The organism is Enterobacter sp. WPR_3_1 (assembly GCF_003635055.1).
Lineage (GTDB): Bacteria > Pseudomonadota > Gammaproteobacteria > Enterobacterales > Enterobacteriaceae > Enterobacter > Enterobacter ludwigii.
This window is the reverse complement of record NZ_RBXU01000009.1, coordinates 110,230-128,912: the sequence shown is the minus strand read 5'-3', so window position 1 is coordinate 128,912 and position 18,683 is coordinate 110,230. Positions and strand designations below refer to the sequence as shown.

At 58.2% G+C, this 18,683-nt stretch carries 17 protein-coding genes; 10 read left to right on the top strand and 7 right to left on the bottom strand.

What is annotated here, in order from left to right; translation table 11 throughout:
• The first annotated feature begins 14 nt into the window (after positions 1 to 14).
• The 5 genes from hycE to hycI all read left to right on the top strand — a co-directional run bounded on the left by hycE (position 15) and on the right by hycI (position 3,983).
• Positions 15 to 1,724 (top strand): formate hydrogenlyase subunit HycE, encoded by a 1,710-nt coding sequence (hycE, locus tag BJ887_RS08955; protein ID WP_020883834.1) that lies wholly within the window; start codon positions 15 to 17, stop codon positions 1,722 to 1,724.
• 94 nt (positions 1,725 to 1,818) lie between these two features.
• Entirely contained in the window at positions 1,819 to 2,361 is a 543-nt protein-coding gene (locus tag BJ887_RS08950) for a formate hydrogenlyase complex iron-sulfur subunit (RefSeq protein ID WP_014171363.1), read from the top strand.
• Positions 2,361 to 3,128 (top strand): NADH-quinone oxidoreductase subunit B family protein, encoded by a 768-nt coding sequence (locus tag BJ887_RS08945; RefSeq protein ID WP_014171362.1) that lies wholly within the window; start codon positions 2,361 to 2,363, stop codon positions 3,126 to 3,128. Before BJ887_RS08950 ends, BJ887_RS08945 begins: the two co-directional genes overlap by 1 nt.
• Positions 3,125 to 3,535, top strand: coding sequence for a formate hydrogenlyase maturation HycH family protein (locus BJ887_RS08940; protein WP_121339775.1), 411 nt, complete (start codon positions 3,125 to 3,127; stop codon positions 3,533 to 3,535). The genes BJ887_RS08945 and BJ887_RS08940 overlap by 4 nt, the downstream gene beginning before the upstream one ends.
• Complete coding sequence (hycI, locus tag BJ887_RS08935; RefSeq protein WP_014171360.1) at positions 3,528 to 3,983, top strand: hydrogenase maturation peptidase HycI; 456 nt, start codon at positions 3,528 to 3,530, stop codon at positions 3,981 to 3,983. The genes BJ887_RS08940 and hycI overlap by 8 nt, the downstream gene beginning before the upstream one ends.
• Positions 3,984 to 4,064: 81 nt before the next feature.
• On the opposite strand, the gene BJ887_RS08930 is transcribed toward hycI, so the two are convergent.
• Positions 4,065 to 5,489 carry a 6-phospho-beta-glucosidase gene (locus BJ887_RS08930; protein WP_121339774.1) on the bottom strand — a complete coding sequence of 475 codons (1,425 nt, stop codon included), beginning with the start codon at positions 5,487 to 5,489 and terminating at the stop codon, positions 4,065 to 4,067.
• Positions 5,490 to 5,507: 18 nt separating this feature from the next.
• Positions 5,508 to 6,959, bottom strand: coding sequence for a PTS cellobiose/arbutin/salicin transporter subunit IIBC (ascF, locus tag BJ887_RS08925; RefSeq protein ID WP_073396500.1), 1,452 nt, complete (start codon positions 6,957 to 6,959; stop codon positions 5,508 to 5,510).
• A gap of 214 nt (positions 6,960 to 7,173) precedes the next feature.
• On the opposite strand from ascF, the gene BJ887_RS08920 reads away from it, so the two are divergent.
• The 4 genes from BJ887_RS08920 to BJ887_RS08905 all read left to right on the top strand — a co-directional run bounded on the left by BJ887_RS08920 (position 7,174) and on the right by BJ887_RS08905 (position 12,120).
• A complete protein-coding gene (locus BJ887_RS08920; RefSeq protein WP_049022820.1) occupies positions 7,174 to 8,187 on the top strand; it encodes a LacI family DNA-binding transcriptional regulator in 1,014 nt (337 codons plus the stop codon).
• A gap of 134 nt (positions 8,188 to 8,321) precedes the next feature.
• Positions 8,322 to 8,867: an electron transport protein HydN gene (gene hydN, locus BJ887_RS08915; RefSeq protein ID WP_023308960.1), complete on the top strand. Its 546-nt coding sequence runs from the start codon at positions 8,322 to 8,324 to the stop codon at positions 8,865 to 8,867.
• 6 nt (positions 8,868 to 8,873) lie between these two features.
• On the top strand, positions 8,874 to 11,096 hold the full coding sequence (hypF, locus tag BJ887_RS08910; RefSeq protein ID WP_121339773.1) for a carbamoyltransferase HypF: 2,223 nt from the start codon (positions 8,874 to 8,876) through the stop codon (positions 11,094 to 11,096).
• 1 nt (position 11,097) lies between these two features.
• Entirely contained in the window at positions 11,098 to 12,120 is a 1,023-nt protein-coding gene (locus tag BJ887_RS08905; RefSeq protein ID WP_040018923.1) for a HoxN/HupN/NixA family nickel/cobalt transporter, read from the top strand.
• Between the two features lie 121 nt (positions 12,121 to 12,241).
• Here BJ887_RS08905 and norW read toward each other — a convergent pair whose 3' ends face one another.
• Positions 12,242 to 13,375 (bottom strand): NADH:flavorubredoxin reductase NorW, encoded by a 1,134-nt coding sequence (norW, locus tag BJ887_RS08900; RefSeq protein WP_121339772.1) that lies wholly within the window; start codon positions 13,373 to 13,375, stop codon positions 12,242 to 12,244.
• Positions 13,372 to 14,811 carry an anaerobic nitric oxide reductase flavorubredoxin gene (norV, locus tag BJ887_RS08895; protein ID WP_121339771.1) on the bottom strand — a complete coding sequence of 480 codons (1,440 nt, stop codon included), beginning with the start codon at positions 14,809 to 14,811 and terminating at the stop codon, positions 13,372 to 13,374. The genes norW and norV overlap by 4 nt, the downstream gene beginning before the upstream one ends.
• Before the next feature lie 187 nt (positions 14,812 to 14,998).
• Here norV and norR point away from each other — a divergent pair, with 187 nt between their 5' ends.
• Complete coding sequence (norR, locus tag BJ887_RS08890; RefSeq protein ID WP_121339896.1) at positions 14,999 to 16,513, top strand: nitric oxide reductase transcriptional regulator NorR; 1,515 nt, start codon at positions 14,999 to 15,001, stop codon at positions 16,511 to 16,513.
• Here norR and gutQ read toward each other — a convergent pair.
• From gutQ to gutM, 3 genes are all read right to left on the bottom strand, one after another.
• A complete protein-coding gene (gene gutQ, locus BJ887_RS08885) occupies positions 16,510 to 17,475 on the bottom strand; it encodes an arabinose-5-phosphate isomerase GutQ (RefSeq protein WP_020883846.1) in 966 nt (321 codons plus the stop codon). The genes norR and gutQ overlap by 4 nt on opposite strands.
• Entirely contained in the window at positions 17,468 to 18,241 is a 774-nt protein-coding gene (locus BJ887_RS08880; protein ID WP_014171348.1) for a DNA-binding transcriptional repressor, read from the bottom strand. The genes gutQ and BJ887_RS08880 overlap by 8 nt, the downstream gene beginning before the upstream one ends.
• Before the next feature lie 63 nt (positions 18,242 to 18,304).
• Positions 18,305 to 18,664: a transcriptional regulator GutM gene (gene gutM, locus BJ887_RS08875; protein WP_020883847.1), complete on the bottom strand. Its 360-nt coding sequence runs from the start codon at positions 18,662 to 18,664 to the stop codon at positions 18,305 to 18,307.
• Positions 18,665 to 18,683 lie beyond the last annotated feature (19 nt).

The following is an 18,683-nucleotide window of genomic DNA, read 5'->3' as shown; positions in this document are numbered from 1 at the left end:
TAAAGAGAGTTTTTATGTCTGAAGAAAAGAAAGGTCAGCAGTATCTCGCCGCGTTGCACCAGGCCTTCCCGGGCGTGGTGCTGGAGGAGTCCTGGCAAACCAAAGACCAGATAACGGTGACCGTGAAAGTGAACTACCTGCCGGAAGTGGTGGAGTTTCTCTACTACCAGCAGGGTGGCTGGCTGTCGGTGTTGTTCGGCAACGACGAGCGTCAGCTGTGCGGAAACTATGCGGTTTACTACGTGATGTCGATGGAGCAGGGCGAGAAGTGCTGGCTCACCGTGCGTGTCGAAGTGGATCCTAACAAACCGGAATATCCGTCTGTCACCCCGCGCGTGCCCGCCGCCGTCTGGGGCGAGCGCGAAGTGCGCGATATGTATGGTCTGGTCCCGGTTGGGCTTCCGGATGAGCGCCGTCTGGTGCTGCCGGACGACTGGCCAGACGAACTCTATCCCCTGCGCAAAGACAGCATGGATTACCGTCAGCGTCCGGCCCCGACCACCGACAGCGAGACTTACGCGTTCATCAATGAGCTCGGCAGCAAAAAGAACAACGTGGTGCCGATAGGCCCGCTGCACGTCACGTCTGACGAGCCGGGCCACTTCCGCCTGTTTGTCGACGGCGAGAATATTATTGATGCCGACTACCGCCTGTTCTACGTCCATCGCGGGATGGAAAAGCTGGCGGAAACCCGGATGGGATATAACGAAGTGACGTTCCTCTCTGACCGCGTGTGCGGTATCTGCGGGTTTGCCCACAGTACCGCCTACACCACCTCGGTGGAGAACGGCATGGGGATTGTGGTGCCGGAACGCGCGCAGATGATCCGCGCCATCCTGCTGGAAGTGGAGCGTCTGCACTCGCACCTGCTGAACCTCGGTCTGGCCTGTCACTTTGTCGGTTTTGACTCCGGCTTTATGCAGTTTTTCCGCGTACGTGAAGCCTCCATGAAGATGGCGGAGATCCTGACCGGGGCGCGTAAAACATACGGTCTGAACCTGATCGGCGGGATTCGTCGCGATCTGCTGAAAGATGACATGATCCAGACCCGCCAGCTGGCGCAGCAGATGCGTCGCGACGTTCAGGAGCTGGTGGATATGCTGCTCAGCACGCCGAACATTGAGCAGCGTACCGTCGGTATTGGCCGGCTGGATCCGCAAATCGCCCGCGATTTCAGTAACGTTGGCCCCATGGTTCGCGCCAGCGGCCACGCCCGCGATACCCGCGCCGATCATCCATTCGTCGGCTACGGCCTGCTGCCTATGACCGTGCACAGCGAGCAGGGTTGCGACGTTATTTCGCGTCTGAAGGTGCGTATCAACGAGGTCTTCACCGCGCTGAACATGATCGACTTCGGTCTGGATAATCTGCCGGGCGGTCCGCTGATGGTTGAGGGCTTCACCTACATTCCAAACCGCTTTGCGCTGGGGTTTGCCGAAGCCCCGCGTGGAGACGATATCCACTGGAGCATGACCGGTGACAACCAGAAGCTCTACCGCTGGCGCTGCCGTGCGGCAACCTACGCCAACTGGCCAACCCTGCGCTACATGCTGCGCGGCAATACGGTATCCGATGCGCCGCTGATCATTGGCAGCCTCGATCCGTGCTATTCCTGCACCGACCGCATGACGGTGGTGGATGTGCGCAAGAAGAAAAGCCAGGTGGTGCCATACAAAGAGCTGGAGCGCTACAGCATCGAGCGTAAGAACTCACCGCTGAAATAGGGGATTTTGTGCAGGCTGATGCCCTCACCCTGACCCTCTTTTTGATGAGAGATCCGGGGTGCGGAGCACAGGCAGCACATAAGCAGGAGTCAACATGTTTACCTTCATCAAAAAAGTGATCAAAACCGGGACGGTGACCAGTCGCTATCCGCTGGAGCCGATGCCGGTCGATAAAAACTTTCGCGGCAAGCCGGAGCACAACCCGCAACAGTGCATCGGTTGTGCTGCCTGCGTTAACGCCTGCCCGTCAAATGCCCTGACGGTGGAAACCGATCTGAAAACGGGCGAGCTGGCCTGGCAGTTCAACCTCGGGCGCTGCATTTTCTGCGGCCGCTGCGAGGAAGTTTGCCCGACGGTGGCGATCCGTCTTTCGCAGGAGTACGAGCTGGCGGTCTGGAAGAAAGAGGATTTTCTGCAGCAGTCGCGTTTCGCGCTGTGTAACTGCCGTGTCTGCAAACGCCCGTTTGCCGTACAAAAAGAGATCGACTACGCCATCGCGCTGTTGCAGCACAACGGTGATGCCCGCGCGGAGCATCATCGCGAAAGCTTTGAAACCTGCCCGGACTGCAAACGGCAGAAATGCCTGCTGCCGTCGGACCGCATCGATATTACCCGTCATATGAGAGAGGCCAGCTGATGGAAAACCTGATCGGCCCACGCGACGCTAACGGCATTCCGGTGCCGATGACGGTGGAGGAATCCATCGCCAGCATGAAGGCCTCGCTGCTGAAAAACATTAAACGTTCGGCCTATGTGTACCGCGTGGACTGCGGCGGCTGCAACGGCTGTGAGATTGAGATCTTTGCCACGCTGTCGCCCCTGTTCGACGCCGAACGCTTCGGTATTAAAGTGGTGCCTTCGCCGCGTCATGCGGACATTTTGCTGTTTACCGGTGCCGTTACCCGTGCCATGAGATCGCCAGCATTACGTGCCTGGCAGTCCGCACCGGATCCAAAAATCTGTATCTCTTACGGTGCCTGCGGCAACAGCGGCGGCATCTTCCATGACCTGTACTGCGTCTGGGGCGGCACCGATAAAATTGTTCCGGTGGATGTCTACATTCCCGGTTGTCCGCCAACGCCTGCGGCCACGCTGTACGGTTTTGCCATGGCGCTCGGGCTGCTGGAGCAGAAAATACATGCCCGTGAACCGGGTGAGCGCGACAACCAGGCTGCCGCAATTCTGCACCCGGATATGGTGCAGCCGCTGCGCGTGAAGGTCGATCGCACGGCGCGCCGGCTCGCGGGGTATCGCTATGGTCGCCAGATTGCCGACGATTATCTGCGTCTGCTGAGCCAGGGCGATCATCAGGTCACGCGCTGGCTGGAGGCGGAAAACGATCCTCGTCTTAATGAGATCGTCGCGAACCTGAATCAGGTGGTGGAAGAGGCGCGTATCCGATGAGTGAAACGGTGGTGTTCAGTCAGCTGAGCCGTAAGTTTATTGATGAGAACGATGCCACGCCGGATGCGGCGCAGCAGGTGGTCTATTACAGCCTGGCCATTGGGCATCACCTCGGGGTGATAGATTGTCTCGAAACGGCATTAAGCTGCCCGTGGCCTGACTATCTGGCGTGGATCGCCACGCTGGCGGAGGGCAGTATGGCGCGCCGCAAAATGGAAGGCGTGCCGAAGTACGGTGAGATCGTTATCGACGCCAACCACATTGCGATGCTCGCCAGTGCTTTCGACGCCGCGCTGAGCGTGCAAACCCCACAGCAGCAGGCCTGGAGCAAAATTTTGCTCAGCATGCTGCATGATATTCATCAGGAGAGTGCCATCTACCTGATGGTGAGGAGATTACGTGACTGATGTTTTACTGTGTGTCGGCAACAGCATGATGGGCGACGACGGCGCGGGCCCGCTGCTTGCACAAATGTGTGCCGCGCATCCGCAGGGCGAATGGGTGGTTATTGACGGCGGCAGCGCACCGGAAAACGATGTGGTGGCGATCCGTGAGCTGCACCCGGACAGGCTGCTGATTGTGGATGCAACCGATATGGGACTTAATCCGGGGGAAACCCGCCTGATTGATCCGGATGACATCGCCGAGATGTTTATGATGACCACCCACAATATGCCGCTGAACTATCTGGTCGATCAGATTAAAGACGATGTGGGAGAGGTATTGTTTCTGGGCATTCAGCCGGACATCGTTGGGTTTTATTATCCGATGACGCCGCCGGTGAAAGAGGCCGTCGAAGAGGTTTACTCCCGGCTTGCCGGATGGCGTGGGGACGGCGGTTTTTCCCGACTGTGAGCAGTGCCGGGTGGTGGTAGCTTCCACCCGGCCTGGACACTCCCTCGCCCTCGCCCTGTGGGAGAGGGCGAGGGCAATAGGCTACGCCAGATCCGCGCCGTTACTTGCAATCACCTTCTTATACCACCAGAACGATTTCTTACGCGTTCTGTCCAGCGTACCGTTGCCCGCGTCGTCGCGGTCAACATAGACAAACCCGTAGCGTTTGCTCATCTCGCCCGTGGATGCGGCCACCAGGTCAATGCAGCCCCAGGTGGTGTAGCCCATCAGCGGTACACCGTCTTCTATGGCATCGCCCATCGCACGAATATGTTCGCGCAGGTAGCTGATACGGTAGTCGTCATTAATCTCACCGTGTTCATCCATGACGTCTTTCGCGCCGAGGCCGTTTTCCACCAGGAACAGCGGCTTCTGATAGCGGTCGTACATCATGTTCATGGTGATGCGCAGCCCCAGTGGGTCGATACCCCAGCCCCATTCGCTGACCTGGATGTGCGGGTTGCGCAGGGATTTCACGATATTCGCCGCATTAGTATTACTGGCGTTCATGTCCGCCGACGCGCAGCGCGAGGCGTAATAGCTGAACGACACAAAATCGACGGTGTTTTTCAGCAGTTCATCGTCGCCAGGGTCTTTGACAATCACCACCCCTTTTTCGCGGAACACGCGGGCAGAATAGGCCGGGTAGCTGCCGCGCGCCTGCACGTCGATAAAGAACAGGTTTTCGCGGTCTTTCTCCAGCGCCATCCACACGTCTTCCGGTTTGCAGGAGTAGGGGTAGAAGTTGCCGCCGGCCAGCATACAGCCGACCTGGTTTTCCGGGTTCACCTCATGGGCGATTTTGGTCGCCAGGGCGCTTGCCACCAGTTCGTGATGCGCGGCCTGATATTTCACCTGATCTTCGTTCTCACCCTCTTCAAACACCAGACCCGCGCCGGAGAACGGGCTGTGCAGCATGATATTGATTTCGTTGAAGGTGAGCCAGTACTTCACCAGACCGTTAAATTCTTCGAAACAGGTACGGGCATAGCGGGCGAAGAAATCGACCATCTTGCGGTTGCGCCAGGATCCATACTCCGTGACCAGATGCATCGGTACGTCGAAATGGCACAGGGTGACCAACGGTTCGATGTTGTATTTTTTGCACTCTTCGAACACTGCGCGGTAGAAGGCAATCCCCTCTTTATTGGGCAGCGGCTCATCGCCGTTCGGGTAGAGGCGGCTCCAGGCAATTGAGGTACGAAATACCGTAAAGCCCATCTCCGCCATCAGGGCGATGTCTTCTTTGTAGCGATGGTAAAAATCAATCGCCTCGTGGCTCGGGTAAAACTCGTCGTCACGCAACGTAAAACGTTTTTCCTTACCGACCTTCACCGCCAGACGATCCGCGCCGTGGGGGATCATATCGACCGTCGTCAGTCCTTTGCCGCCTTCACGGTAAGCCCCTTCACTCTGGTTGGCGGCAAGCGCGCCGCCCCATAAAAATCCTTGTGGAAAAACAGACATCTTTACCTCGCTATAAATTTAGACTTGTGCTGCTTTGGCCTGAACCGGAGCGCTCTGCAGGGCGCGTGCTTTCTCAGCGTCGTCTTCGACCGGGATATCTTCAAAACCTAAAATCAGGGTCAGAACAAACGAGAGCACAACCGCCAGCGCCATGATCCCGAATACCCAGACGATGGTCATTGGGTTGGCCGGATCGAAGAACTGTACGCTGGTAAACAGCCCCGGCGCCGCCATTGAATGGCTGGCAAGACCGGCTATGCCAGCCACTGCCCCGCAGATGAAGCCGCTGATAAGGCTCGCAATCAGCGGGCGTTTCAGGCGTACCGCCACACCATAGAGGGCAGGTTCTGAAATGCCTGCCATGATGGCAGAAGCCGCTGCCGCCAGCGCCGTCTGGCGCAGTTCCGGGTTTTTCGTTTTCCATGCCACCGCCAGCGATGAACCGCCGAGCGACAGGTTGGCTCCGATTTCCGACGGCATAACCATTCCCTCTTTGCCCGTCTCGGCAATGGTCTGAATGATCGTCGGCGTAAATACGCGGTGCATCCCGGTCATCACCAGCAGCGGCCAGAGGGCGCCCATAATGGCCACGGAGAGCCAGCCCAGATAGCCGTGAATAGTGTAGACCAGCGCTGAAATCGCGCTCCCGATCCAGATCCCGAGCGGCCCTATCAGCACAATGGCGAGCGGGGCGGCAATCAGAACGATCAGCATCGGTTTAAGGAAGTTTTTCGTGACCGCCGGCGTAATACGATCAACCCAGCGTTCGATGTACGACAGGCACCAGGTCATCACCAGCGCCGGGATGACCGTGTAGGTGTATTTCACTGCCGTCACCGGAATAAAGGCGAATTCAACGTGCTCGCCCTGTGCGGCTTTCGCCATCAGTTCGATAAAGCCCGGGTGTACCAGCACGCCCGCGATGGCAATCGCCAGCGACATGTTGGTTTTGAATTTCACTGCGGCAGAGGCGGCGACCATCAGCGGCAGGAAGAAGAACGCGCCATCGCCAATCAGCGTCAGAAGGGTGAGCGTCGGTGCTCCTTTTTCCAGCGCGCCGGTCATCTCCAGGATCATTGCCAGCAGTTTGACCATTGAACCGCCGATGATCGCCGGGATCAGCGGTGACATGGTGCCGATCAGCGCATCGAGGATCCCGGCACCGATGCGGCGCAGGGTCATTTTCTGCGGGCCTTCCGGTACGGCAGGCTGCAGGTCGGTGGGCAGCAGGCTTACCACTTCGCGGTAGGCCTGAGACACGGTGTTGCCAATGATCACCTGGCACTGGTTGTCGTTGCGGACCACGCCGAGCACGCCGTTAATGCTTTTCAGGCGCGGGGCATCGGTGAGGCTTTCGTCTTTGAGGACGAAACGCAGTCGCGTCATGCAGTGGGTGACGGCGACGATGTTGTCTCTGCCGCCGAGCGCGCTGACAACGTCATTCGCCAGCGCAGCGTAATTTTTGGCCATCGGATGTAATCCTGTTATCGTTGTGAGAAATGTAGGAAACCGGTTCCACATAATCATCAATAGTTTCTTTGAATGAAACAAGATCACATTTTGTACATTTTTTCATTTCGTGATGATGATCACCTAGAGGGGTAAAAAGCGTGATATCGCCGCTGCGACAATTTTTCTGCAGTGCAGTACACTGCGCCCTGGTAGTTTCAAACGGAAGATTACGATGACCACGATGCTTGAAGTCGCGAAGCGGGCAGGCGTTTCGAAAGCGACGGTTTCCAGGGTATTGTCGGGCAATGGCTACGTCAGCCAGGAGACCAAAGACCGGGTGTTTCAGGCGATTGAAGAGAGCGGCTATCGCCCGAATTTGCTGGCACGAAATCTGGCGACCAAACGTACCCAGACGCTGGGTCTGGTGGTCACCAACACCCTTTATCACGGCGTCTATTTTAGCGAACTGCTCTTTCACGCCGCCCGCATGACGGAAGAGAAAGGGCGGCAGCTGATCCTGGCGGACGGTAAGCACAGTGCGGATGAAGAGCGCGAGGCCATTCAGTATTTGCTCGATATGCGCTGTGACGCGGTGATCATTTACCCGCGTTTCCTGAGCGTGGATGAGATGGACGACATCGTTGAGAAATGCGAACAGCCGATTATGGTCCTCAACCGCCGCTTACGGAAAAACAGCAGTCACAGCGTCTGGTCAGATCATAAAGCTTCCTGCCAGGACGCCGTGTCGCAGCTGATTCAGAAAGGGCACCGGGAGATTGCGTTTATCACCGGTTCGCTGGATTCCCCCACGGGCGTTGAGCGTCTCTCGGGCTACAAAGACGCCCTGGCACAACACCAGATCCCGCTGCGCCCGTCGCTGATTGCGCAGGGGAAATGGAACCCGGCCAGCGGTGCGGCGGCGGTGTCTGAGCTGCTTTCGCGCGGTGAAACCTTTTCGGCGCTGGTGGCGAGTAATGACGATATGGCGATTGGTGCCATGAAACAGCTGCATGAGCGCGGGATCGCCACCCCGGATGCCGTGTCGGTGATTGGCTTTGACGATGTGGCCATCGCCCCCTACATCGTCCCCTCGCTCTCCAGCGTGCGCATTCCGGTGACGGAGATGATCAAAGAGACCATTAGCCGCCTGATCTTCCTGCTGGATGGCGGTGAGTTTAAGTACCAGCAAACCTTCTCCGGCGAGCTTATCCTGCGTGACTCGGTTATTGACGGGCCTCACCGCTGATGTCGACAGCTGTCATCGTCAGAAGTGACGATGACAGCCCTGCTGTCATTTTATAAACCGCAGAAAATCAACAGGTTAATAATTGGCACGGTTTATGTATATCTCCGCGCAGGACTGTAATGCTGGAGAAGCAGATGAACCGTTTTATTATGGCCGATGCCAGTAAATGCATTGGCTGCCGTACCTGTGAAGTGGCGTGTGTGGTTTCCCATCAGGCGGAGCAGGATTGCGCGTCGCTCACCCCTGATACCTTTTTACCGCGGATCCACGTCATTAAAGGTGTGAATATCTCCACGGCCGCTATTTGTCGCCAGTGTGAGGATGCGCCGTGCGCTAACGTCTGCCCAAACGGGGCCATCAAACGTGAGAAAGGATTCGTGCATGTGATGCAGGAGCGCTGCATCGGCTGCAAAACCTGTGTGGTTGCCTGCCCGTACGGTGCGATGGAAGTCGTGGTGCGTCCGGTTGTGCGCAACAGCGGCATGGGGCTGAGCGTGCGCGCGGAAAAAGCGGAAGCCAATAAATGCGACCTCTGCTACCACCGTGACGCCGGCCCGGCCTGTATGGAAGCCTGCCCGACGCACGCCCTGGTCTGCGTGGATCGCGACAAGCTTGAGCAGATGAGCGCGGAAAAACGCCGTCGTGCCGCGTTCGACACGTCATCGTCACTGCTGTTTTAAGTCGCGATGGGCGATAACGGCGTACAGTTGCGGGTGCGCGGCAAGGTGCAGGGGGTAGGGTTTCGTCCCTTCGTCTGGCAACTGGCGCATCAGCTACAGCTGACGGGTGACGTTTGTAATGACGGAGAGGGCGTGCTGGTGCGTCTCGCGGGTAATGGGGGGGCCTTTACCGCGAGGCTGCATCAGGACTGCCCACCGCTGGCACGTATCGATGCTGTCGACAGCCAGCCGTTCACCTGGGCAACGGTGCCGCAGGCGTTCACCATTCGCCATAGCGCGGGCGGAGCGATGGACACCCAGATTGTGCCGGATGCCGCTACCTGCCCGGCGTGCCTGGCTGAAATGCGTGATCCCCGAGCGCGGCGTTATCGCTATCCGTTTATCAACTGTACCCATTGCGGTCCCCGTTTTACCATCATTCGCGCCATGCCCTATGACCGCCCGGCCACGTCAATGGCGGCATTTCCCCTCTGTGAGCCGTGTGAAACCGAGTACCGCAATCCCGCTGACCGCCGTTTTCACGCGCAGCCAGTAGCCTGTCCGGATTGTGGACCCGAGCTGGAATGGCGCGCGGGCGAGACCGTTGCCACCCGCGAGTCTGCGCTGAGTGCGGCGGTCCACATGCTCAAACATGGCGGGATTGTCGCCATCAAAGGGCTGGGCGGTTTTCACCTTGCCTGTGACGCATCCAACGCGCAGGCGGTGGCGACCCTGCGGGCGCGCAAACAGCGCGCGATGAAGCCACTGGCGGTCATGATCCCGCAGGCGGAGGGAGTGCCGGAATCAGTGCAAACGCTGCTGCGCTCGCCTGCAGCGCCCATCGTGCTCACGCCAAAAGCATGGTGTCCTCCGCTTCCTGACGCGATTGCGCCAGGGCTGGACACCGTTGGCCTGATGCTGCCCGCTAACCCACTACAGCATGTGCTGATGATGGACTGCCAGCGCCCGCTGGTGATGACCTCCGGCAACCTCAGCGGGCGTCCGCCGGCCATCACCTGCCAGCAGGCACTGGATGAACTGGGCGACATCGCTGACGGATTCCTGCTGCACAACCGCGACATCCTGCAGCGTATGGATGATTCCGTGATGGATCAGGACGGTATGATGCTGCGTCGCGCGCGCGGTTTTGTGCCGGATGCCATCACGCTGCCCGCCGGTTTCAGCGCTGTCCCGGCGATGGTGTGCACCGGTGCTGATATGAAAAATACCTTCTGTCTGGTGCGCGGTAACCAGGCGGTACTGAGTCAGCACTTTGGCGATTTGAGTGACGACGGTGTCGAGGCCCAGTGGCGTTCTGCGCTGTCGATGATGCAGCAGATCTATGCGTTTCAGCCGCAGCGCGTGGTATGCGACGCCCATCCGGGCTATCACGCCCGACAGTGGGCGCAAGCCCAGGCTTTGCCGATCGACACCGTGCTTCACCACCACGCTCACGCGGCGGCATGCATGGCAGAAAACGGCTGGCCGCTTGAGGGCGGAGATGTCATTGCCCTGACGCTGGATGGGATCGGCATGGGCGAAAACGGCGCGCTGTGGGGCGGGGAGTGCCTGCGGGTAAGCTATCTCGACTGCGAACGTCTGGGCGGTCTGCCTGCGGTTGCGCTGCCGGGCGGGGACAGGGCTGCCATGCAGCCGTGGCGCAATTTACTCGCCCACTGCCTGGCGTTTGTGCCGGACTGGCAGCAGTACCCGGAAACGCGTGACGTTCAGCGGCAAAACTGGCCGCTGCTGGCTACGGCCATTCAGCGCGGTTTAAACGCGCCGCTGGCCTCATCCTGCGGACGTCTGTTCGACGCGGTGGCCTGCGCGCTCGGCATCACGTCAGAAACCCAGAGCTATGAAGGTGAGGCCGCCTGCCGGCTTGAAGCGCTGGCCGCGCAGTGCCACGACGTTCAACATCCGGTTACGCTTCAGGCCGAAAACCTTACGCGCTTCTGGCAACAGTGGCTGAACTGGCAGGCGGAACCCTGCGAGCGGGCATGGGCGTTTCACGATGCGCTGGCGAAAGGGCTGGCGGAGCTTGTCACCTCCCATACCCGGCGACTGGGGCTTTCCACCGTATGCTTCAGCGGCGGCGTGTTACATAACCGTCTGCTGCGCGCGCGACTGCGCCATTACCTCTCAGACTTCACGCTGCTTTTTCCTCATCATCTGCCGTCAGGTGACGGCGCTATCTCCTTCGGGCAGGCGGTGGTTGCTGCCGCCCGGTCATGTTCACAAAGGATGTAAAATGTTACGACTCTTACGCAATGAACCCCGCGCGGCGTTTCTGCTGCTGGCTCTGGTAATGGCTAATCTTCTGGCATGGGGCTGGGCATGGCAAACCTTCAGCGGCAGTACGGCGCTGATGGCCGCCAGCCTGCTGGCCTGGTGTTATGGACTCCGTCATGCGGTGGATGCCGACCACATTGCAGCCATTGATACCGTCACGCGTAAGATGATGCAGCAGGGTAAACGCCCTTCCGGCGTGGGGGCGTGGTTCTCTCTGGGACACTCCACCATTGTGGTGCTGGCCTCCATTGCCATTGCGGCCACCGCCACGGCGTTTCAGAAGAATATGGCATGGTTTCATGAAACCGGCAGCCTGATTGGCACCGCCGTTTCTGCAACGTTTCTGCTGGCGATGGCGCTGGTCAATCTGGTGATTTTGCGCGGCGTGTGGCGTAATTTTCAGGCGCTGAAGAACGGTCAGGTCACGCGTGACGACATCACGCTTCCGGCATCAGGCGGAGTCATGAACTGGCTGTTTGGCGCAACGTTCCGCCTGGTGAACAAGAGCTGGCAGATGTACCTGGTCGGTTTCCTGTTTGGTCTGGGGTTTGATACCGCGACGGAAATCGGTGTGCTTGGGATTTCAGCCGCCAGCGCGTCAAACGGGATGTCAGTCTGGTCCATCATGATCTTCCCGGCGCTGTTTGCCAGCGGTATGGCGCTGGTCGATACCCTCGACAATCTGCTGATGGTCGGCGCTTACGGCTGGGCGTTTAACAAGCCGCAGCGCAAGCTTTACTACAACATGACCATCACCGGCACCTCTGTGGTGGTGGCGCTGTTTATCGGCGGGCTGGAAGCTCTGGGTTTGTTGATGGATAAGTTTGCCCTCAGCGGAGGCCTCTGGGATCGCATTGGCGCAGTTAATGACAACCTCGGTAACGCCGGGTTCGTGGTGGTCGGGCTGTTCGTTGCCTGCTGGCTGATTTCCATGATCAACTATCGCTGGCGCGGCTACGATGCGCTTGTCGTGCGCTCCTGACGCGGCGTCTGAACATCATTGTCGTTATCTGGCTAAACGACGTTGAAAAAAAAGCCCCGGGACATCGGGGCTGTGGACCATAAAATCCAAAGGTTACGTTAGCGTGGCAGGCAAATCAGCGTTAAGCGGGTAATGATTTCAGCAGAGCGAAAGCCTCTTTCATCCTGTCTTCGCTCACCACAAAGGCGCGCATCTGTCCTTCGCTGTCGCACCCACGAGCCACCATTCCCTGAGGTTCAATGGAGAGTTGCCAGTGCAGGTCCGGACGCTCGGTTTCGCCTGCCAGGTGTAGCGGGAGTGCCGGCGTTTTTACTTTTACCAGCATGGCGGGTAATTTCAGTGGCGCACTGCCGCCAGACAGGTTTTTCGCCAGGTACATGGCGCTCAGTTGAATGGGCTGCAGGAAGGGCAGGACCTGTCCGTTAATTTCAGCGCAGTCACCCAGGGCGTAAATATCGGGCTGCGTGGTTTGCAGGTAGCTGTTTACCTTCACGCCACGGCCTGTTTCCGCGCCGGCACGATGCGCCAGTGCCGTTTCCGGACGCAGGCCCGTGGCGGCAACCACCACGTCCACCTCAACGCTGCGGCTGCGGTCGAGCGTTGCATGAATCCCACTCCCGGTTTTCTTCAGGCTTTGCAGCTGGGATTTCAGCAGCAGATGTACGCCCATATCGGTCAGACGATGCTGTAAGCGACTACTTACTTCTGCGGGCATCAGCGCCGACAAAATGCTTGCCGCATGGTCGACCAGGGTGACGGTTTTGCCCGCCCGGCTAAAATCCATCGCCAGCTCTGTGCCAATCAACCCTGCGCCGACAATCATCACCCGCTTTGCGTCACGCAGCAGGGTTTCACTGGCCTGATACGCCTGCTGGCTGTTGAGGGTGATCATCAGTTCCCGGCCTTCCACCGGCGGCACAAAAGCAGACGCCCCTGTCGCCAGCACCAGTTTGTCGTACTGCCAGGTTTTGTCTTTTGCTTTTACCACATGGGCGGCGGCGTCGATATCGGTTATCCAGGTGTGCGGAAATAACCGCAGACTAAACTGTTCCGCGAACGCCCCCGCGGTCTGGCGGGTGAGGTCTTCGGCTCGCTGATTCTGGCTGATAACGTGGCTTAAATCAGGCTTGTTGTACTCGTCCATGCTGTCGGCGGCAATGAGCGTCAACGGCACGCTGGCATCTTGTTTGCGAATGTTTTTCACCAGTTGGCGGGCGGCAAAGCCCGAGCCGATGATAACGATACCGTGGTTCATTGTGCCTCCGTCGCCAGTTCGTCAAAGACCTCTTTTCCCAGGGAACATTCCGGGCAGAGGAAATTGTCCGGCACGTCGCACCAGGGGGTACCGGGGGCAACATCCTGCAGCGGCTCGCCCTGTGCCGGGTCGTAAATCCACTGGCAGACGCTGCACTGCATGCGAGGGCCACCGTCAGTGACCGCTGCGGCGCAGGCTTGTTGCGGCGCGGGGTTTTTGGCGTTCATGTCGGGGAGCGGCGCGAGCGCCCACTGACGCGCAATGTCACGGCCATGCTGGCGGCACAATTCAAGCGCGTCGATGTCCGGACGCCATTTCGCCTTCAGGCTCATGGACATCTCAAAACCGGCATCCTGCAAACGCGTGGAGAGCCGGTCTACTGCGCCGCCGCTCCAGCCGTGGGAGCCAAATGCACTGGCCCGTTTATTACGAAAGCGCAGGCCGGTCATCTCTTCCACAAGGCCCGCAATTTTCGGCATCATCACGTTGTTCATCGTGGAGGTGCCCACCAGCACGCCCTTGGAGCGGAAGACGTTGGTCAGGATCTCGTTTTTATCGCTACGCGCCACGTTGAAGATTTTCACCGCCACGTTCGGGTCGACTTCGTTAATACCCTGCGCAATGGCGTCCGCCATCATGCGGGTGTTATTAGACATGGTGTCGTAGAAAAGCGTGATACGGTCTTCCTGATAATCCGCGGCCCATTTGAGGTACAGCTCCACGATCTGGGTGGGGTTTTCGCGCCACACCACGCCGTGAGAGGTGGCAATCATATCCACGTGCAGGTTAAAGCCGAGGATTTCGGTGATTTTTGGCGTCACCAGACGGCTGAACGGCGTCAGGATATTGGCGTAGTAGCGCTGACACTGTTCGAATAGCTCGGTTTGATCCACTTCGTCGTTAAACAGGCGCTCGTCACAATAGTGCTGGCCGAAGGCATCGTTGCTGAACAGCACCGCATCGCCGGTCATGTAGGTCATCATACTGTCGGGCCAGTGCAGCATCGGGGTTTCAACGAAGATCAGCTGTTTGCCGTTGCCGATATCCAGCGTGTCGCCGGTTTTGACGGTGTGGAAATTCCACTCCGGGTGGTGGTGATGGCCGTTAATCGAGTCGATGGCGTTGGTGGTGCAGTAAATCGGGGTGTCGGGAATGCAGGACATTAACTCGGTCAGCGCCCCGGCATGATCCTCTTCCGCATGGTTAATGATGATGTAGTCGATATCCGCAAGATCGATTTCACTGCGCAGATTTTGCACGAACTCCCGGCTGAATTTGTGATCGACGGTATCGATGAGCACGTTTTTGCCTTCACGGATGAGATAGCTGTTGTAGCTGCTGCCGCGCAGCGTTTTGTACTCCGTTCCGTGGAAGTCACGCACTTCCCAGTCACGTTGGCCAACCCAATGAATGTTATTTTTAACCAGAATAGACATAGCAACCTCAATTAATACGGCGTTTTTCAAATAAGATGACTAGCCTTTATCAAGTTGCGTGCCAGTTTTTCATATTACTGTTTTATAAGGTTTTTAAATTTTATTATCCGTAATGGGTAGTCAATATGACTATCTGATTTATGGTCATTGTGACAATATGAATGGTCAAAATGACAGTGAGGCGCAGATGAGCTTTTCCGTGGACGTACTGGCAAAAATTGCCATTGAACTGCAAACCGGTATCGGTCATCAGGACCGTTTTCAGCGGCTGATTTCGACGCTGCGCCACGTGCTGGCGTGCGATGCGTCGGCGCTGCTGCGCTACGACGCCCGGCAGTTTATTCCGCTGGCTATCGACGGGCTGGCGCAGGACGTTCTTGGGCGACGCTTCTCCCTGGAAGGCCATCCGCGTCTGGAAACCATCGCCCGGGCCGGTGACGTGGTGCGCTTTCCGGCGGACAGTGATTTGCCCGACCCTTACGACGGGCTGATCCCGGGGCAGGAGAGCCTGAAAGTTCATGCCTGTATCGGTCTGCCGCTGTTTGCCGGACAAAACCTGATTGGGGCATTAACCCTCGACGGCCTGTCGCCGGATCAGTTCGACACCTTTAGCGATGAAGAGCTGCGGCTGATTGCCGCGCTGGCCGCCGGTGCGCTGAATAACGCGCTACTGATCGAACAGCTGGAGAGCCAGAACATCCTTCCCGGCAGCCCGTCGGCGTTTGAACCGGTGGCACACACGGAGATGATTGGGTTGTCACCGGGGATGGTGCAGCTAAAAAAAGAGATCGATATTGTGGCGGCCTCGGATTTAAACGTGCTGATTTTCGGGGAAACCGGCACCGGTAAAGAGCTGGTGGCGAAGGGCATCCACGAAGCCTCGCCGCGCGCGGTCAACCCGCTGGTGTACCTCAACTGCGCCGCGCTGCCGGAAAGCGTGGCGGAAAGTGAGCTGTTTGGTCACGTCAAAGGGGCGTTTACCGGGGCGATCAGCAACCGCAGCGGCAAATTCGAAATGGCGGATAACGGCACGTTGTTCCTCGATGAAATTGGCGAACTGTCGCTGTCGCTTCAGGCCAAACTGCTGCGCGTCCTGCAGTACGGCGATATTCAGCGCGTCGGCGACGATCGCAGCCTGAGAGTCAACGTGCGTGTGCTGGCGGCAACCAACCGTGACCTGCGCGAAGAGGTGTTGGCCGGGAATTTCCGCGCTGACCTGTACCATCGTCTGAGCGTGTTTCCGCTTACCGTGCCGCCGCTACGCGAGCGCGGTGACGATGTGGTGCTGCTTGCGGGGTTTTTCTGCGAGCAATGTCGGTTACGAATGGGCCTTTCCCGCGTGGTATTAAGCCCCGGCGCGCGAGCCCATCTGATGCGCTACGGCTGGCCGGGTAACGTACGCGAACTGGAACATGCGATTCACCGCGCCGTGGTGCTGGCGCGGGCGACACGTTCGGGAGATGAGGTGGTGATCCACGCGCGGCATTTCGCATTGCACGATGACACCGCTTCGTTCGTTACGCCTGCCGCGCCGGAAATGGCCCATGAGAACCTGCGGGAAGCAACAGAAGCATTTCAGCGTCAGGCTATCGCCCGCGCGCTGGAGCAGAATAACCGCAGCTGGGCGGCGTGTGCGCGGGCGCTGGAAATGGACGTCGCCAACCTGCACCGGCTGGCGAAACGTCTGGGACTCAAAGGTTAAATAATCCCGGCCTGGTAGAAATCCTGCAGGTTGATGGCGCCGCACAGCTTGCCGTGCTCATCCACCACCGGCGCGGCGGTGATTTTGCGTTTCATCAGCACCTCTTTGGCTTCGATGGCGCGGCTCTCGGCGTTCAGGGTCAACCCGCCCCGGGTCATCGCTTCCGAAACCTGGGATTCCAGCTTGCCGCCGCCCACCAGCCAGCGGCGCAGGTCGCCGTCGGTAAACACGCCTTTAACGCTACCGGTTTCATCGCACACCGCCACCAGACCCAGCCCGGTGCGGCTCAGTTCCAGCATCGCATCCATTACGCTGGTGTTGAGTTTGACCTGCGGAATGGCCTCGTCGGTCCGCATCAGATGATGAACTTTATTGAGCAGTCGCGCACCGAGCGCGCCCGCCGGGTGCGAGCGGGCAAAATCTTCTTCGTTAAAGCCGCGTGCCTGCATTACCGCCATTGCCAGCGCGTCGCCCATCATCAGCGTATTCACGGTGCTGGAGGTGGGGGCGAGGTGCATCGGGCAGGCTTCGCGCTCAACGGAGATATCAAGCGTGGCCTTGGCCGCCAGTGCCAGCGGTGAGCGGGATTTACCGGTCATCGCCAGCAGCGCGACCGATTTTTCCTGCAGACGCGGGATGATGAGATCCAGCTCTTTGGCCGAACCGGAGTAAGAGATAAATAGCATCACGTCGCGGCTTTCAATCATCCCCAGATCGCCGTGCAGCGCTTCGGCCGGATGCACGAAGAACGCCGGTGTGCCGGTGCTGGCAAGCGTAGCAGCAATCTTTTTGCCGATATGACCGGACTTGCCGATCCCGGAGACCACCACTTTACCTTCGCACTGGATAATGGTGTTTGCCGCGCGCACAAAATCCTCGCCCAGACGTTCCGGCAGGCGGCTGGCTTCCTGCAGCTCCAGCATCAGGGTCTGGCGGCCTGCGTTTAACAGAAAATCACTCATCTCTCTCTCCGGTTACAATCACGTCGATCCCTTTCTCTTCCAGCGCTTTTTTGAACGCCGGGTCGATACCTGCGTCGGTAATGAGCTTATCGACGCTTTCAAGGCTGCAGACAATGTTGGGACTTTTACGGCCAAACTTCGACGAGTCTGCCATCAAAATCACTTCGCGCGCGGCGTTGCACATCGCTTTGCTGACGCTGAACACCTCGTTAAAGGTCGTCACGCCGGCGTTCAAATCGATACCGTCCGTGCCCATAAAGAGTTTATCAAAGCTGAAGTGTTCAAAGGCGTTTTCCGCCAGTTGACCGTGAAACGACGCAGATTTTTTACGGAACGTCCCGCCGGGCATCAGAATGGTTTGCTCGCTGTCGAACTCCGACAGGGCGTTGACGATGTGCAGACTGTTGGTCATCACCGTGATGTTGTTAAAGCGGCTGAGCATCGGGATCATCTGCAGCACGGTGCTGCCTGCATCAAGGATAATGGAGTCGCCATCATGGATAAATTTTACGGCGGCCTCGGCAATCAGCGCTTTCTGGTGAGTATTGATCAGCGTTTTGTGATCGATAGGCGGGTCGGCTTCATCTTTGTTGAGCATCACGCCGCCGTAGGTTCGGATGACTGCACCAGAGTTTTCGAGCAATACCAGATCCTTTCGTATTGTCGTGCCGGTGGTGTCAAAGTAGTGGGCCAGTTCTTCTACCGAGCATTTTCCCTGCTTTTGCAGATGCTCCAGAATGGCCGCCTGACGCTGACGTGGTTTCATAGGCGCTCAATTCCTTAGGTTGCGAAATGATAATTTCGCAAGCTTATCGCGTTCACAACGAAATTATCCATGTTTCAGATTAAGCGCTAATGATAGAGCATTCTGGCAGAGCGAATCATGGGGAAAGATCACATCGGGTTGTAATTCCTGCAGCGATATCCCGTTAATCGCCTGGATTTTCGCCGGGCGGGCAAAAACGGTCATCCCGCGCATGATGAGAGAATCGCAGACCCTATTGTGTTCGTCCAGCGCAATGGCAACCACCACGCGCGGTTTGAAACGCCCGCCGGAACGCCCGACGCCCACGCGCCCTTTCTGACACAGGGCATCAAACGCGCGGTTAAACTGGCGGATTTGCCAGCCGCCAAAGATCAGCTGGCACATCCAGGCGATGGCGGCAACGGTAATGAGTGCGGTAACCATACGAGCTCCTTGTTGTTCC

What these genes read in the sequence shown, in the direction of transcription:
- gutQ (WP_020883846.1), bottom strand. Translation starts at nt 17,475, where the DNA reads ATGAGTGATTTTCTGTTAAACGCAGGCCGCCAGACCCTGATGCTGGAG.
- gutM (WP_020883847.1), bottom strand. Translation starts at nt 18,664, where the DNA reads ATGGTTACCGCACTCATTACCGTTGCCGCCATCGCCTGGATGTGCCAG.
- BJ887_RS08880 (WP_014171348.1), bottom strand. Translation starts at nt 18,241, where the DNA reads ATGAAACCACGTCAGCGTCAGGCGGCCATTCTGGAGCATCTGCAAAAG.
- ascF (WP_073396500.1), bottom strand. Translation starts at nt 6,959, where the DNA reads ATGGCCAAAAATTACGCTGCGCTGGCGAATGACGTTGTCAGCGCGCTC.
- BJ887_RS08950 (WP_014171363.1), top strand. Translation starts at nt 1,819, where the DNA reads ATGTTTACCTTCATCAAAAAAGTGATCAAAACCGGGACGGTGACCAGT.
- norW (WP_121339772.1), bottom strand. Translation starts at nt 13,375, where the DNA reads ATGAACCACGGTATCGTTATCATCGGCTCGGGCTTTGCCGCCCGCCAA.
- BJ887_RS08940 (WP_121339775.1), top strand. Translation starts at nt 3,125, where the DNA reads ATGAGTGAAACGGTGGTGTTCAGTCAGCTGAGCCGTAAGTTTATTGAT.
- norV (WP_121339771.1), bottom strand. Translation starts at nt 14,811, where the DNA reads ATGTCTATTCTGGTTAAAAATAACATTCATTGGGTTGGCCAACGTGAC.
- BJ887_RS08905 (WP_040018923.1), top strand. Translation starts at nt 11,098, where the DNA reads ATGTTACGACTCTTACGCAATGAACCCCGCGCGGCGTTTCTGCTGCTG.
- norR (WP_121339896.1), top strand. Translation starts at nt 14,999, where the DNA reads ATGAGCTTTTCCGTGGACGTACTGGCAAAAATTGCCATTGAACTGCAA.
- BJ887_RS08930 (WP_121339774.1), bottom strand. Translation starts at nt 5,489, where the DNA reads ATGTCTGTTTTTCCACAAGGATTTTTATGGGGCGGCGCGCTTGCCGCC.
- BJ887_RS08920 (WP_049022820.1), top strand. Translation starts at nt 7,174, where the DNA reads ATGACCACGATGCTTGAAGTCGCGAAGCGGGCAGGCGTTTCGAAAGCG.
- hypF (WP_121339773.1), top strand. Translation starts at nt 8,874, where the DNA reads ATGGGCGATAACGGCGTACAGTTGCGGGTGCGCGGCAAGGTGCAGGGG.
- hycE (WP_020883834.1), top strand. Translation starts at nt 15, where the DNA reads ATGTCTGAAGAAAAGAAAGGTCAGCAGTATCTCGCCGCGTTGCACCAG.
- hydN (WP_023308960.1), top strand. Translation starts at nt 8,322, where the DNA reads ATGAACCGTTTTATTATGGCCGATGCCAGTAAATGCATTGGCTGCCGT.
- BJ887_RS08945 (WP_014171362.1), top strand. Translation starts at nt 2,361, where the DNA reads ATGGAAAACCTGATCGGCCCACGCGACGCTAACGGCATTCCGGTGCCG.